At 40.7% G+C, this 14058-nt stretch carries 14 protein-coding genes and 1 pseudogene; 10 read left to right on the forward strand and 5 right to left on the reverse strand.

Annotated elements, in window-relative coordinates:
- Positions 1-24: 24 nt before the first annotated feature.
- From AC1D69_RS08860 to AC1D69_RS08895, 8 genes and pseudogenes are all read left to right on the forward strand, one after another.
- Positions 25-1503, forward strand: a complete 1479-nt coding sequence (locus AC1D69_RS08860) for a sensor histidine kinase (RefSeq protein WP_495455786.1) — start codon at positions 25-27, stop codon at positions 1501-1503.
- Between the two features lie 79 nt (positions 1504-1582).
- Positions 1583-2200: an alpha/beta hydrolase gene (locus AC1D69_RS08865; RefSeq protein ID WP_495455787.1), complete on the forward strand. Its 618-nt coding sequence runs from the start codon at positions 1583-1585 to the stop codon at positions 2198-2200.
- 17 nt (positions 2201-2217) lie between these two features.
- The gene (locus AC1D69_RS08870) at positions 2218-2373 is read left to right on the forward strand and encodes an NUDIX domain-containing protein (protein ID WP_495455788.1); all 156 of its coding nucleotides are present in this window, start codon (positions 2218-2220) and stop codon (positions 2371-2373) included.
- A gap of 67 nt (positions 2374-2440) precedes the next feature.
- Positions 2441-2998 carry a hypothetical protein gene (locus AC1D69_RS08875; protein ID WP_495455789.1) on the forward strand — a complete coding sequence of 186 codons (558 nt, stop codon included), beginning with the start codon at positions 2441-2443 and terminating at the stop codon, positions 2996-2998.
- Positions 2995-3324 (forward strand): annotated as a pseudogene (locus AC1D69_RS08880) (hypothetical protein). The gene AC1D69_RS08875 and the pseudogene AC1D69_RS08880 overlap by 4 nt, the downstream one beginning before the upstream one ends.
- Before the next feature lie 236 nt (positions 3325-3560).
- The gene (locus AC1D69_RS08885) at positions 3561-6308 is read left to right on the forward strand and encodes a GH36-type glycosyl hydrolase domain-containing protein (RefSeq protein WP_495455790.1); all 2748 of its coding nucleotides are present in this window, start codon (positions 3561-3563) and stop codon (positions 6306-6308) included.
- Between the two features lie 36 nt (positions 6309-6344).
- Positions 6345-7256 carry a hypothetical protein gene (locus AC1D69_RS08890; RefSeq protein WP_495455791.1) on the forward strand — a complete coding sequence of 304 codons (912 nt, stop codon included), beginning with the start codon at positions 6345-6347 and terminating at the stop codon, positions 7254-7256.
- A gap of 163 nt (positions 7257-7419) precedes the next feature.
- Positions 7420-8448 carry a LacI family DNA-binding transcriptional regulator gene (locus AC1D69_RS08895; protein WP_495455792.1) on the forward strand — a complete coding sequence of 343 codons (1029 nt, stop codon included), beginning with the start codon at positions 7420-7422 and terminating at the stop codon, positions 8446-8448.
- 55 nt (positions 8449-8503) lie between these two features.
- On the opposite strand, the gene AC1D69_RS08900 is transcribed toward AC1D69_RS08895, so the two are convergent.
- From AC1D69_RS08900 to AC1D69_RS08920, 5 genes are read right to left on the reverse strand one after another with little or no spacing between them, the layout of a single operon-like run.
- Entirely contained in the window at positions 8504-9802 is a 1299-nt protein-coding gene (locus tag AC1D69_RS08900) for a DUF6080 domain-containing protein (protein ID WP_495455793.1), read from the reverse strand.
- Positions 9803-9836: 34 nt separating this feature from the next.
- On the reverse strand, positions 9837-10154 hold the full coding sequence (locus tag AC1D69_RS08905) for an EamA family transporter (RefSeq protein WP_495455794.1): 318 nt from the start codon (positions 10152-10154) through the stop codon (positions 9837-9839).
- Positions 10144-10473 (reverse strand): EamA family transporter, encoded by a 330-nt coding sequence (locus tag AC1D69_RS08910; protein ID WP_495455795.1) that lies wholly within the window; start codon positions 10471-10473, stop codon positions 10144-10146. Before AC1D69_RS08910 ends, AC1D69_RS08905 begins: the two co-directional genes overlap by 11 nt.
- Positions 10461-11093, reverse strand: a complete 633-nt coding sequence (locus AC1D69_RS08915; RefSeq protein WP_495455796.1) for an HAD family hydrolase — start codon at positions 11091-11093, stop codon at positions 10461-10463. Before AC1D69_RS08915 ends, AC1D69_RS08910 begins: the two co-directional genes overlap by 13 nt.
- 30 nt (positions 11094-11123) lie before the next feature.
- On the reverse strand, positions 11124-12041 hold the full coding sequence (locus AC1D69_RS08920) for a decaprenyl-phosphate phosphoribosyltransferase (RefSeq protein WP_495455797.1): 918 nt from the start codon (positions 12039-12041) through the stop codon (positions 11124-11126).
- A 148-nt stretch (positions 12042-12189) separates the two neighbouring features.
- Here AC1D69_RS08920 and AC1D69_RS08925 point away from each other — a divergent pair, with 148 nt between their 5' ends.
- Together AC1D69_RS08925 and AC1D69_RS08930 are read left to right on the forward strand one after the other, a co-directional pair.
- Positions 12190-12810: a hypothetical protein gene (locus AC1D69_RS08925; RefSeq protein WP_495455798.1), complete on the forward strand. Its 621-nt coding sequence runs from the start codon at positions 12190-12192 to the stop codon at positions 12808-12810.
- Between the two features lie 194 nt (positions 12811-13004).
- A complete protein-coding gene (locus AC1D69_RS08930; protein WP_495455799.1) occupies positions 13005-14024 on the forward strand; it encodes a LacI family DNA-binding transcriptional regulator in 1020 nt (339 codons plus the stop codon).
- The last annotated feature ends 34 nt before the right edge of the window (positions 14025-14058 follow it).

Raw genomic sequence — 14058 nt, forward strand, 5'->3', positions numbered from 1 at the left:
CTTCTCGACAAACCCACAAATATTATGGTTATGATACCTATAGCGATGTTGTTAATCTTAAGTGTAGCTTTGGACCGTAGATTCACTTGGTTGAAATATATTCAATTTATTTTCTTAGGTGCATTTCATTATTCGAGTCAATTAAATTGGTGTATGTTATTGTATTATATTATTATTTCTACCACGACAGAGCATAAGACAAGGTTGAGAGATGCGATCCCAATCTCCCTACTGTTCATCCTTCAGTATACACTCATACGGTTCACCTACTTACCTATGACAACTTATAATATGCTAGTTTCTGTTCTTGATGTGATGTCTGCGATTATCGTCGTTCTAATATTCCAAATTGGGTTACGCATTCAATTGGAGAAAAAAGAATTGGCGAAACAAAATGATTATCTGGCAAACTACGATCAGTTAACCGGGTTCTATAATTATCTTGGATATGTCAAAAAGGTCCAATCTCATATTGATATGAATAAAGAATTCTTGTTTGTATTGTTTGATATTAATAATTTCAAATCTATAAATGCCACGAGCAATATTCCTGGTAAGGACATCTTATATGACTTCTCTCGTACTTTACTGGAACGGTTTCCGCATCACTTGGCTGCAAGTCGATATGCGGGAGACCGCTTCTCACTTCTTCTATCACCCACAGAGGAAATGGAAGATCTATATATCTTCGAGAAATCAGACTTCCAGGTAACTGTAAGCATCACTCGTTCACCGCAGGAAGGTGTTGACTTTCTACAGTTAATGCAAATAGGTGAAGAGCGAATCTTTCAAATGAGAAGGGAGTATTGGCTCAATAGACAGGAAGAACAATTGCGTTCAGATAAAATGAAGATGGTCGGAGAATTAGCGGCGGGTATGGCACATGAAATACGTAATCCATTAACAGCTATTCAGGGATTTATTCAATTATCCAAAAAAAGGGGATATAATATTGAGCCCTGGTATGATGTGATTATGGGTGAAATTTCAAGGGTTGGTGATCTTACTGTAGAATTCTTGCAATTCTCGAAGACGCGTGCGAGTCACATGCAGGTTGAGAAGATAGCCCCTTGTATGGCGAGAGTGTATTCACTATGTGAATCCGAGGCAGCATCATGTGGGCACACAATTGAAATGGATGTGACGGATCGAAGTATCATGGTGTTGATGGATTCAGATAAGATCATTCAAGTATTAATTAATCTTATTCGTAATGGATTCCAAGCGATGGAACAATCGGGTCATGTGTATTTTCAACTCAGCAGAGAAGGAGCGATGGCGGTAATCAAGGTTCGCGATCATGGGAAGGGAATTCCAGCAAGTGAAATGAACAAGATATTTGATCCATTTTATACAACGAAAGAAGAAGGAACTGGATTAGGACTGTCGTTATGTCAAAAAATCATCACAGATCATGAGGGTTACATTAAAGTGGAAAGTGAAGTTGGCTCGGGTACGCTGTTCACCGTTAGGCTCCCCATACATATTGAAGATAGTACCTGATATCGTAGAAAAGAGGGTTTGAAATATGAGGAGTATTATTATATGGTCTCCGCAGTCTACTAATTTTGGAGGTGTTTAGATGAATAGAAGTTACTTATCATTTCCTTCTTTGTGGGGGAGAGAAGTTAAACATCGGTATATATCGAATGGTTCGTCTTCACTAGTTGTTATTTTTCCGGGTAAGAATTATCCGTGCCAGTTACCAGTACTGTATTACGCGAGCCAAAGTGCTATTGAGAACAACCATGATGTATTACAATTGGAGTATGGTTACCAAAGTGCGAGAGTAGAATTGGAATTTGATGATATACATGTACTTGTGGAGGAGTGCACGCAAGCCATTCATCAAATCATGGAAAAGTATGAAAGCTTGATATTTGTTAGTAAAAGCTTAGGAACGATTGTAGCGGGTCAAGTGGCTGAAGCAATAGAGGATAAAGACATAAGACACATGTATTTAACACCAGTAGATCGAACTGTTCCCTATATTCAAAGCTCCAGAGGTATGGTCATCTACGGGACAAATGATTCACAATTCAATAACAAGAGTACGCAAGCAATAGAATATCTGAATGACATGGAAGTTTATCCTATTCAAGATGCAACACACTCGTTAGAAGTAGAGACGATAAGTGATTCTCTAGTCATTATGAATGAGATCGTGACCATATATCAGACTTTTTTTAAGAGCATATGAGATAAAGGGTGATCACGATGAATAAATATACTCATTTAGGGGTCTACGGTGTTCTTATGAAGAACAATCAAATATTACTTATCAAGAAATCTAGAGGGCCTCATAAAGGGAAATGGGATTTACCAGGTGGTACCATAGAGTGGGAGTATTGTTATAGCGACAATGGAAGTTGATCATAAACAGCATATAACAACTGTTTGTCTCAACTTCCATTGATGTAAGGGGGCTGTGAACTAGAGGATGATTAGAAGACCTAAACATCGTGCGTTGACCATATGCATATTGTTAGCGATAATCCTAAGCGCTGCTTTTGTCTATGCCAACATCTATAGTAAGACGCTCATCATATCCCAGTCTTATTCAGGCATAAGCTATGCGGAGAACAGCGAACATGACATCAACATCTCATTTAATATTACGTTGGAAAAAAGATTGTTTTATGATGACTTAATCGACGGAACGATAGGTTTAAATGGCAAGACGTATGAGATTTCTAACCATAATGCCTTTTTTACGGGTGTAGGGTTAGGCGAACATCATTATGATTCAGGCATAAGACCCTTATTAACACGACTAAAAGATCGAATCAACCATACACCCTATAATGTGGAGCGTATCGTTATTCATCTAGAGGGACCGAATCACAGCAAAATTTATCAGGTTACACTCCATGTGACAAGAGACTTTGAAGCGATTGCTGGAACAGTCCTTGAAGATAGTGGAAAATCTAATTTCGCTGCACCAGCTCAGAGTATGGACGATGTAAGGAAAGTAGAATCCGTCATATTTAACCCATAACTGTAACTATAAATGAGAAGGCTCGTGATTGGTATTGTGATGTTCTGGGTTTAGCGAACGATGGGGACATCTTATCTGAGCACTTGTATGTAGTACCGATGATTGGTACTGGGGTTATATTGGATAGTAAGTCTTTCAGAAGATAAGGTGTTTAGAGGCTAATCACAGAGATTGAGCATGATCTTTGGTTTAATTTTAAAGACCCTGATGGGACTGTGCACGAGTATGACTATAGAAACGGATACCGTCCTTATAAGGATGGTATCCGTTTCTATTTGGTGAGGCGATATGCAGTCACTTCGTGCTTGCTTCATCGTAATACATGAGTGATTCCTCAGGGTTGAGTCTGTTGAATGTGCTATATATAAATGTTTCGTAAACTTTCGTTTCTGACAACAACGAATAACAACTGTTAAATCGGGCATTTACAAAGGTAATTTAATGAGTAATAATAATCGTATCGAAACACTTTCGAATATTATTTGTTTAGTTTTCGTAAAATACGAAAGTTTTTTTGAGAGTCCTAAAGAATGAATCATGATGAAATTAGGAGGATGAGAAGATGAAACAGAAGAATAACGGATGGAGGTACATGGGGGATAAGGGGCATTTCATGCTGGAAAACCCGGATCATACGAGCTATTTGTATTTTCCCCTTGTGAACGAAGAAGGGATGATGTCAACGATTACGCCTTCCCTACATGGACAGGTAACAAGTGGACACAACACGTTCTTGATGGCTCCTATATCAGTAGAAGACCTACATAATTCGAAAGCTTCCCGAAACTTCTGGGTTCATATTAAGGGGAAAGGGGTGTGGTCGGCGGCGGGTAATTCACCTCAACAGAATGCACAGCGCTTCACAGATGGAGAAGATCGAACTTCACTTGAGGCTGGATTTCTGTGGCACAAGGTTACTAGAGAGAATGCTACACTAGGCATCACAGCAGAAGTAACTGTCTTCGTACCTGTGACGGATGATAAAGTTGAATTGATGAGAGTTACATTAACCAATAGTGGCGAGGATTCGCTTACACTCACGCCTACAGGGGTGATCCCGATGTTTGCACGTTCTGCTGATGACCTTCGGGATCACCGACATGTCACTTCATTGCTACATCGTATCTATACTTCTGATCACGGTATTGAGGTACAGCCAGCACTTTCCTTTGATGAAAGAGGTCATCGAATCAATAAGACATCGTATGGTGTACTAGGAGCGGATCATGAAGGCAATGTTCCTACAGGATTCTTTCCTATTACAGAGTCTTTTATCGGAGAAGGAGGCAGTCTTGAATGGCCTGAATCTATCGTGCGGAACTCCCTACCTGAAGCTGCTGCAGGGGAGATGTTCGAAGGCTATGAATCCGTTGGTGCTCTGCGTTTTGGTGACGTCATTCTCCAGCCAGGGGAATCCAAATCCTACGTTATGGCTCTTATTATCGATGAAGATCGGATTAATACAGAGCGTTATGTAGCGGAATACTTGTCCACGGGGCGATTTGGGTATCTGTTAGAGCAGAATGAAACGTACTGGAGAAGTAAGGTGGATGTATTGGATTTCCATTCAGCTGATACAGACTTTGACCAGTGGATGACATGGGTTACGTTACAGCCGGTACTTAGACGTATGTATGGAAATTCTTTTCTCCCTTATCATGATTATGGCCGTGGGGGCCGCGGTTGGCGAGATTTGTGGCAGGACTGCTTGGCATTAATGGTGATGGAACCTCACGAAGTTCGGGAGTTGCTGTTCAATAACTTTGCAGGTGTAAGAATCGATGGAAGTAATGCGACGATTATTGGTTCGAAGCCGGGTGAATTCATCGCTGACCGCAACAATATTCCGCGCGTATGGATGGATCATGGGGCTTGGCCCTTCCTGACCACACTTTTATATATCCATCAAAGCGGAGATTTGGAGTTCCTACTGCAAGAGCAAGTTTATTTTAAAGACAATTTCATCAAGCGTTGTAAGGAAAGAGACACGGCATGGAATCCGATAGACGGAAGTCTTCTTGAGACACAAGAAGGAACGACCTATACAGGAAGTATTCTAGAGCATATTATTCTGCAAAATATCGTGCCATTCTTTAACGTAGGAGAACACAATAATTGCCGACTGGAAGGCGCGGATTGGAATGATGGATTAGATATGGGGACCAGCCGAGGCGAAAGTGTGGCCTTCACTGCTTTTTATGCAAGCAATTTGATGGAGATTAGCCAACTGCTCCTAACCCTCAAAGAGCGGATGAAGCAGGAGACCATCGAGATGAATGAGGAAATGCTTATCTTATTTGATTCCCTAACGAACCCACTGGACTATGAAGATCCAGCGGCAAAGCAGGCTCTTCTAAATTCCTATGACGAGCGAGTGAGAACGACCGTTAGTGGTAAAAAGGTTGTTGCTAATGTGGAGGATATTGCAAGGGATCTCGTGCGAAAATCAGAGTGGATGATTCATCACTTGCACAAGAATGAGTGGATCAGCACGATAGAAGGTTACGAATGGTTTAATGGCTATTACAATAATGATGGTGAACAGGTCGAAGGAGATCATCCGAATGGCGTTCGAATGACTCTTACGGGGCAGGTATTCAGCATCATGGGCGGTATCGCAACAGATGAACAAGTCTCTAAAATCACCCATTCAGTAGACCATTATTTGAAGGACTCACGTATCGGGTATCGGCTGAACTCTAATTTCGGTGGCGTTCAACAGAACTTAGGAAGAGCTTTTGGGTTTGCGTTCGGGCACAAAGAGAATGGAGCCATGTTCAGTCATATGACGGTTATGTATGCCAATGCTCTATACAAACGTGGGTTTATTGTTGAGGGTCGTGAAGTGTTGGATTCGGTCTACAATCTGAGCAGTGATTTCGAAGTTAGTCGGATGTATCCGGGTATACCAGAGTATATCAACGAGAAAGGCAGAGGGATGTATCCTTATTTAACAGGATCTGCAAGTTGGCTACTCTTGACCTTATTGACGGAAGTATATGGCGTTAGAGGGGAGTTCGGTGACCTCAGACTTGAACCGAAGCTCTTGAAGGATCAGTTCGATGCGGGAAATCAGGTATCGGTCAGAACGATGTTTGCGGATAGAATGCTACATATTGTGTACACGAACTCAGATCAATCTGATTATGGCGATTATGAGATTAAGACATTAGCTGTTAACGGAGAATCGGTAACGGTCCATCATGTTGACGGAGGTTGTCTACTACCAAGAGAACGAATTGAGGCGTTGTCTAGTGAAGGCGTGCATACTATTGAAGTAGTATTGGTCTCTAAGAAGCTGTTGTCCTAAACAGTAACTAATCATTGTCCGTTATCCAGGAGAAGGGTGATTCTGATTAAATATATTCTAGAGAATGATGTACTTGAAATAGAAGTCGCGAACATCGATGACTATCGCGGTTCCCGGTTCGACCGAACGGGTATGATTACGCAGGTACGGTTAAAGGACGGCAATCATACCTTTTGTACCACAGAATCACTACATCACGGGCAAGGTACAGGGGGTATAGGGATTTGTAGTGAATTTGGGTTATTCACGCCAATCGGTTACGATAGTGCAGGAATCGGAGAATGTTTCCCGAAATTGGGTGTAGGATTGCTGACCAAGCAAGATAAGACGCCCTACGATTTCAGGTTACCTTATTCGGTCATGCCCTACGATAGACAGGTAGTAACGGCAATGGAACGCGGGGTTATAGAATTCCACACGGCACCGTTGGTGTGTCAAGGGTTCGCTGCTAGCTTAAAGAAGCGAATCTCATTGAATGGCGGTGGCCTAACCATCAGATATGAACTCTTGAACACAGGGAATAAACGAATTGTTACAGAAGAGTATAGCCACAACTTCATGCGGATCGACGGACATCATTATGGACCTAATTATAGGTTGGCGTTCTCGGTTCCGATAGAGATAGAGAACATAGAGCCAGACTATACACCACAGGTTTTGCAGGTGACAAGCCATGAGGTTCGGATGAAGGATATTCCTAAGCAAGACGTTTATTTCAATCCGTCCGTTCCGACGATGGGTGGTAAGTTCTACTGGGAGTTGATCCACGAGCCCAGTCAAGTAGGTGTTAGGGAGACGTGTACGTTTCCAGTAGAGAAGTTAGCTATATGGGGAGCAGCCCATGTCGTATCACCCGAAGTATTTGCTACCATTGACATCAATCCAGGTGAATCTCAAACATGGCAAAGGACATTCGACTTTTATATAAATCCTTCTAAAGATAGCTAATTACGAAAGTTTTCGTAAGAATAAGTCGTTGAGCAGACATTATTAGGGTAATGATTTAATAGTAGGTATCATGAGGTGATTCACTTCAAATGCTATTATGATATAGTATTATGATTGCGATCTGTGAGGGCAGTATGAAATGAGGAGTGGAGGGGTGCAGCATATGAAAGTCACCATAAAGGCGATTGCCGAAAAGGCAGGAGTATCAATTTCCACTGTTTCGAAAATTCTAAATGATTACGAAGATGTTAGTGCACAGACCAAAGAGCGGGTTATGAAGATTATACAGGAGACAGGTTATAAGATGAAGCAAGAAACCAATATCTCCTTACCTGCGTCTAAGGGTACGAATCTAATTGGTGTATTGTTTGCAGGGAAACTGAATGTCGAACTGAATGATCATTTTTTTGTTGATGTCATTAACTCTTTTAAGAAAAAAATCGGATTTCTTGGGTATGATTTATTACTCTTTTCTAATGAAAAATTTCATGCTTCAGGCAAGGATTACCTAGAGCGGTGCAGATATTATCACGTGGATGGATGTTTGATTATCGCGGGAGACGATGTTGAACCTAGCATTACAGAGCTTGATCGGAGCAATATCCCTTGCATTGGTGTTGATATCACCATGTCTGGGCAAGCGTCAGGCTATATTATGTCCGATAACAGTAAAATTTCACAAAAAGTTGTCGAGCATTTCTACCTCCAAGGGTACAAAGAGGTTGCCTATATCGGAGGTGCTGAAGATAGCTACGTATCCCAGTTGCGTAAAGAATCGTTCCTTACAGCGCTTTCTAACTATGGATTAACGAGTGTCGATGAGTGGGTCATGGATAGTGCGGATTTCTTCGAGGATAGTGGTTACATAGCGATGCAGCATATGATTCATTCGGGTCGGATGCCTAGAGCTGTGTTTGCTGCTTCTGATCAACTGGCTTTCGGTGCGATTAAAGCGCTCAAAGAAAACAATTATCGGGTTCCAGAGGATGTCGCAGTCATTGGTTGTGATGATATTGATGCTTGTAGATATATGGATCCTCCACTTACAACCACGAAGCAAGATAAAGAGAAAATTGGTCGGCTTGCGGCCATGATGCTATATGATCTCATCCATAACCAACTATCTTCATCTTCCGTTCTGGTGGAGCCTGAGCTTGTCGTGAGACAAAGTTGTGGGGCTAATCCAGCATAACGAGAACGTGCAAAAAAAAGCACCCTTTAGGGTGCTTTTATCATTGAAACCAGACTTAATCTTTACTGACGGGATCCATATGAAGATAAGATTGCTCAACATAGTTCAAAGCATCGATATGTTTGATCACGTTATTCGTAAGAGTTGTAAGAACAAATACGAGAATGATGCCAACTAATATGTTCTTTATACGCTTATCTTTAATCTGCATGATGTATTTAGCACTAAGTAGGAAAAAGGCAAATAGGTAATGACCTGCATACAAATATAAGTCATAGTTAAACGTTGCAAGCCCATAACCAACAACAATATGAAGTGCGAAAGCGAACAGAATGTACATTGCCAATACCCAGTTTTCTCGAGTCTTGACACCTTTAACGAATCCGAGGATAGCCAACACAATGATAGAAAAACCGATAATATGTACATAGAATGGATATGGACGAGCAAGATCTGTGACAAACGCCACAATGCCTGGATCAACCAGCGTAATATCCGGTGTTAATATCGGACTAATGACTAGCATATAAATGGCCTTCCAGTGATGGCTGAATGAGAATGCAGACACATAGCTGAATCCACCGGCGTTAACCGTATGTAACCAATTGCTAATCCATGACTTACCATCGAACAAGATGTACTGCAACCAAGTAAATATACCGACAAGTAGGAGAAAGATGAGGAAGATACGTACAAATTTCTTGAACGTATTCTTATTATTTCTGTCGATGATACTGATGAACAAAGAGCTCATAAAAGTTGCAATATTCGTAGATGTGATGCCGAAATTGAGTAGTGACAAGGTTGATAATGAAGCTACGTTGGTTCTAGCTTGAACCCGACTGTATTGTAAATACAGAACGGACAGTATGATGAAGAACTGAGCATAGGCATAGGAATCGGGGATCAGAGCAGTAAATATACTATAAGAACTTATCCCGAAAAAGATTGCAAATAATAACGGAACCATATTACCCGTGTTTTTTGTCCGTAAATAATAAAATATCATGACGATGCTAGTTGCATTCACGGCGGATTGAAAGACTAAGTAAAATAGATGATGACCAAAAGCCTTCGAAATGAAGATAAATGATCCAGACACAAAACTCATGAAAGGATGAATAATCGTAGAATTACTGAAACCATAGTACATAGAGGGATCGAAATTAAAAAGATTGAGTGTAAAAGGCGCTTCATAAAAAGGGCTATGTGTGGAAAGAATATCTGAATTTTCTTTGATATACGTAATAAATGGATAATTCATCCCAAGAAAGAACAGGAGAAAGACAATAAACAAACCCAATGCTTTATAATTGTCTTTCTTGTTGTAGAACAAATAGTTCAGAAAGTTCATGACTATCCTCCATTCCATGTTATTGAAATATTGATTACAAGACTAGTAGAATTAATCCCATGATGATCACGAAGACACCCAAGATTTTATGGATACCGATCCGCTCTTTAAATAGCCATTTGGCAAATATTAATGTCCAGATAAATGTCAGTGCATTGGCGGGAACAACAATCGTATAAGGGAGCTGACCCAACAGGTATATATTCAACAATGCTCCCATCCCGTAGAACATCATGCCACTCAATAGATACCATTTCTTCTTGTTCATCGCATAGGCTTTAAATAGAACACTCCCCAAGGAGCCAAATAACGTCATGATTAGGAGTAAAAAGAAAGATAGATTATCGTTCATAGGATGTTAATGTCACTCCTATGCCTAATAGAGCAATGGCTGCCCCTTTTTGTAAGGTGATCGCCTCACCAAGAAAGATGCTTCCATAGACCAAAGCAACAATATAGCTAATCGACATAAGTGGGTAAGCGACAGATAGCTTCTCTAGAGAGAAGGACTTTAACATGAATAAGGCTCCCACACCGTAACATACGAATCCAATACCCATATAGATAAGATTCACATGGCCCCATTTCCAGAATAGCTGCCCCGTCGCGGTTAGAAAGGCAGATAAGATCATGAATAACTTGCCGATATGGCGGTGATTTAGGATCTCCATCTGAGTTCCTCCATATCTGGATTACGCAGGTTAATCAAATATCTGTTTTTTACTAAGTTAAAGATAGGCATATCGCATAAGGAGTCAGAGTAAGCACGGGAATGTTCATAATCAATATGAAAGCCGACGGTTTGTAAATACGCATGAATACGTGCAACCTTTTCTTCACCTTTGCAGTTGTTACCTTGAATATGATTCGTATACTGACCATCCTGCCTCACAAGTTCAGTTCCAATGACTTCGTCTACGAACGGAAGTTTCTTCATATATTTCACGTAAGCATGGGGGGAAGCAGTCACGACGATATTGTGATACCCCTGTTGTTTATTTGACTGTAACTCGGATAACGCTTCTTGATAAAAATGGGGTGATAGCATCGTATTATAAAACTGTTCTAAATCGGACTCCTTCATATGACGAATGGCATAAAAGTACGATGATTTAACACGTTCCACCTGAATCAGCTTGAGCTTGTACAATACGGTATTCCAAAGGATTCGGATGAGATGGAAGATGGTCATCGGCTGTCTCTTGACGCGATACCACACGAACAGAAACATAGAGTCTTTACTAATGATAGTTTTATCGAAATCAAAGATAGCGATTTTCTTCTTCTGCATAATTATTTCCTCTATTTATCCTAATGATAGTTACTCGAAATACGCTAATATACACACTACACTCACGACATATAGAATAACGGTAATAAGAATATGCTTATCCTCAAATAATACTCGGTCAGGAGATCCTCCCTTATTCTCGATGTGAATGAGATATAGGTATCTAAACATGCCATAAATGACAAGCGGAATAGTCCACATGAGATGTACAGTACGTCCAGAAGTGAAAGTGAATAAAGAATAGCTGATGATCGTAGCTGTCGTTACAATCGTATTAAGCTGATCCAATAGGACAAAGGAGTACTTGTCTAATACTTTACGGTGCGAACCTTTGTCGTTCTCTAACAAGAATAATTCATGTCTACGTTTGCCTATGGCAAGAAATAAAGATAATAGCAGGGTACAGATTAGAAACCAAGGTGTAAGTGGCACCCGAATAACAAGTCCACCAGCGATGGCGCGTAATACGAATCCAGCTGCAATGATCATGATATCAATAATAACAACATGTTTAAGCGCGAAGGAATAAGACACATTGAGTGCGAAATACACGATTAATAACACGGTAAAAAGAGGATTAAGCTGATAGGAAGCCAGTAGTGAAGTGATCAGCAGAACTCCGCCGAATATTAACGCCAGTTGGGGATGTAAAGCCCCAGAAGCCATTGGGCGATGTTGTTTCTCAGGGTGGTTACGATCTGCCTCACGGTCTACATAATCATTGAGAATATAGACGCACCCAGATACCAGACAAAAGAGTATAAATCCTAATATCGTATGTAACACCGTGTTAGCATTAATCATTTCGAAGGAAAAGAGAAGTGCTGCGAAAATCAAGAAGTTTTTGCTCCACTGTTTGGGTCTTAATTGAATAAATAGAAGCTCTATGACTCTATGTTTTTTTAAGCGAGCGGTTGGATTTGCTAAGTTGACCTTGGTAGATTGCATGGTTATCACCTCCTCAAGAAACATATAGATAATATAAGTCCTAAATTTTAACTTACCATTTACAATATCTAGAGTCAATAATTGTATTTCGTATAGACCCGCAACATTTCCCTGCTCATCCCGTCTGAAGTGACAGGAGGTGTTGTATGTGAAAAAAGCTACGGTACTCATCTTGTTGTCTATCTTCCTTGTATTGTTCATTAGCCCAACAACGACGAATGCGCTGTCTTGTGCTGAAATACCGACCGGTGAGCAGGGTTATGCGGAATATGATGGAGTAATAATCGGTCAGGTGGAAGATGTTGTTCGAGAGAAAGATAACAATGTCATCAAATTGAAGGTTATTAAGAGTTTCAAAAAAATTGACGTTGAACAGATATCCGTGAGAGAAAATATGACGTGGGGATCGCTGTGGGGCCCTAGTGAAGTTGGTAAGGAATATCTCTATTATCTAAAATTAGGCATTATGGGGTGGGAAAATCCACTATGTTCCCCAACGATGCATGTGGTGGATGCTACAGGGGAAATGGCTTTTTTGGAAGATAAAGAAGTTCCAATTAAAGGGGTCTCAGATCCATCAGAATCACCCTCTGAAACCAGCGAGGTTCCAAGGATAAGTGCTGATGATGAGACCAATCAGGTCATTAAGACTAACGAGTCCATACCTAAATCAACTTCTATGAATTGGACGGGGATCGTTGTGGTCGTTGTAGTCTTAGTGGTAGGAGTCTTGTTCGTTCTATGGCGTCTGTTGAGTGCAAGGAGATAGGCTCTTTCGTTTATAAGTGGGACGTTAAGAGGTTTGTATCCATAGTGAATAATAGAACAGTGAGATACGGTGGTGAATACTAGCACTAGTATAATGAAACCGCTTATTTTTAATTGACGTCTATAAACGAAACGATTAGAATGCAAGTTAAAGAACGCGCAATAGGCTATGTGCAACAGGAGTGAATTCGAAGAATGACCACCATTTATGATATTGCTAAGAAGACGGGTTATTCGCCCACCACAGTCTCCAAAGTATTCAATAACTACACGGATGTAAGAGCACAGACACGTCAGACCATTTTGCAAGCAGCCAAAGAAATGGGTTACTTGCCTAATGCGCATGCACGTACATTAACAACGAAGAAATCTTGGACCATTGGTGTATTATTTGTTGAATCCTCAGGCATTGGTATGCAGCATCCTTTCTTCAGTGCAGTCATCGAGAGCTTTAAACAAGTGGCCGTATCCAAAGGGTATGCATTGATGTTTATTTCTAAAGATGTAGGTGGCAAGCAAAGTGGGTATTTGGAGAATTGCAAAATTCGAGGTGTGGACGGAGTAGTCGTTATTTTATCGGATTATGAGGATCCTTATTTCAAAGAACTTCTAGATAGTGACATCCCGTGTGTCATTTTGGATTATGAAACTTCACAAGCTCATACCGTGTACTCAGATAACCTTGAAGGTAGCCTTCTAGCAGTGGAACATTTATATTCCCTAGGACACCGCAAGATAGCTCATATTTCTGGGGGGATGAATACATTTGCTGGCTCTAACCGCGTTCGTGGATATGAATTGGCAATGGCAAGTCTGGATCTAGAAAGACAAGAGTCGTATATCATCGATAGTGCTTATTATTCCATTGAGAGCGGATATACCGCGATGATGAAGCTCTTGAACCTAAAGGATCGGCCTACTGCCGTGTTTGTCGCAGGGGACCATTTAGCATTGGGGGCAATGAGGGCTGCTAAGGAGCGGGGACTCGAAATACCAGAAGATATGTCTATTGTAGGATTTGATAATATTGAGTTATCTCAATATATTACACCTGCTTTAACAACCATTGCACAAGATACAACGCTTATGGGAACTGAGGCTGCAGAGATGCTGATTCAATCTATTGACGACCCGTCGCACATTCTAGAAGCATTGGTGTTACCTGTAAAATTGATGGTTAGAGACTCATGTAGTTCTGTTACTATCGTAGAGTAAGACGAGAGAAAAGACTTATAAAGTTCTTTTTTTT

It is taken from the genome of Paenibacillus sp. Y301 (assembly GCF_059445505.1).

What these genes read in the sequence shown, in the direction of transcription:
- AC1D69_RS08915 (WP_495455796.1), bottom strand. Translation starts at nt 11,093, where the DNA reads ATGCAGAAGAAGAAAATCGCTATCTTTGATTTCGATAAAACTATCATT.
- AC1D69_RS08895 (WP_495455792.1), top strand. Translation starts at nt 7,420, where the DNA reads ATGAAAGTCACCATAAAGGCGATTGCCGAAAAGGCAGGAGTATCAATT.
- AC1D69_RS08905 (WP_495455794.1), bottom strand. Translation starts at nt 10,154, where the DNA reads ATGAACGATAATCTATCTTTCTTTTTACTCCTAATCATGACGTTATTT.
- AC1D69_RS08865 (WP_495455787.1), top strand. Translation starts at nt 1,583, where the DNA reads ATGAATAGAAGTTACTTATCATTTCCTTCTTTGTGGGGGAGAGAAGTT.
- AC1D69_RS08875 (WP_495455789.1), top strand. Translation starts at nt 2,441, where the DNA reads ATGATTAGAAGACCTAAACATCGTGCGTTGACCATATGCATATTGTTA.
- AC1D69_RS08910 (WP_495455795.1), bottom strand. Translation starts at nt 10,473, where the DNA reads ATGGAGATCCTAAATCACCGCCATATCGGCAAGTTATTCATGATCTTA.
- AC1D69_RS08885 (WP_495455790.1), top strand. Translation starts at nt 3,561, where the DNA reads ATGAAACAGAAGAATAACGGATGGAGGTACATGGGGGATAAGGGGCAT.
- AC1D69_RS08900 (WP_495455793.1), bottom strand. Translation starts at nt 9,802, where the DNA reads ATGAACTTTCTGAACTATTTGTTCTACAACAAGAAAGACAATTATAAA.
- AC1D69_RS08930 (WP_495455799.1), top strand. Translation starts at nt 13,005, where the DNA reads ATGACCACCATTTATGATATTGCTAAGAAGACGGGTTATTCGCCCACC.
- AC1D69_RS08870 (WP_495455788.1), top strand. Translation starts at nt 2,218, where the DNA reads ATGAATAAATATACTCATTTAGGGGTCTACGGTGTTCTTATGAAGAAC.
- AC1D69_RS08920 (WP_495455797.1), bottom strand. Translation starts at nt 12,041, where the DNA reads ATGCAATCTACCAAGGTCAACTTAGCAAATCCAACCGCTCGCTTAAAA.
- AC1D69_RS08860 (WP_495455786.1), top strand. Translation starts at nt 25, where the DNA reads ATGGTTATGATACCTATAGCGATGTTGTTAATCTTAAGTGTAGCTTTG.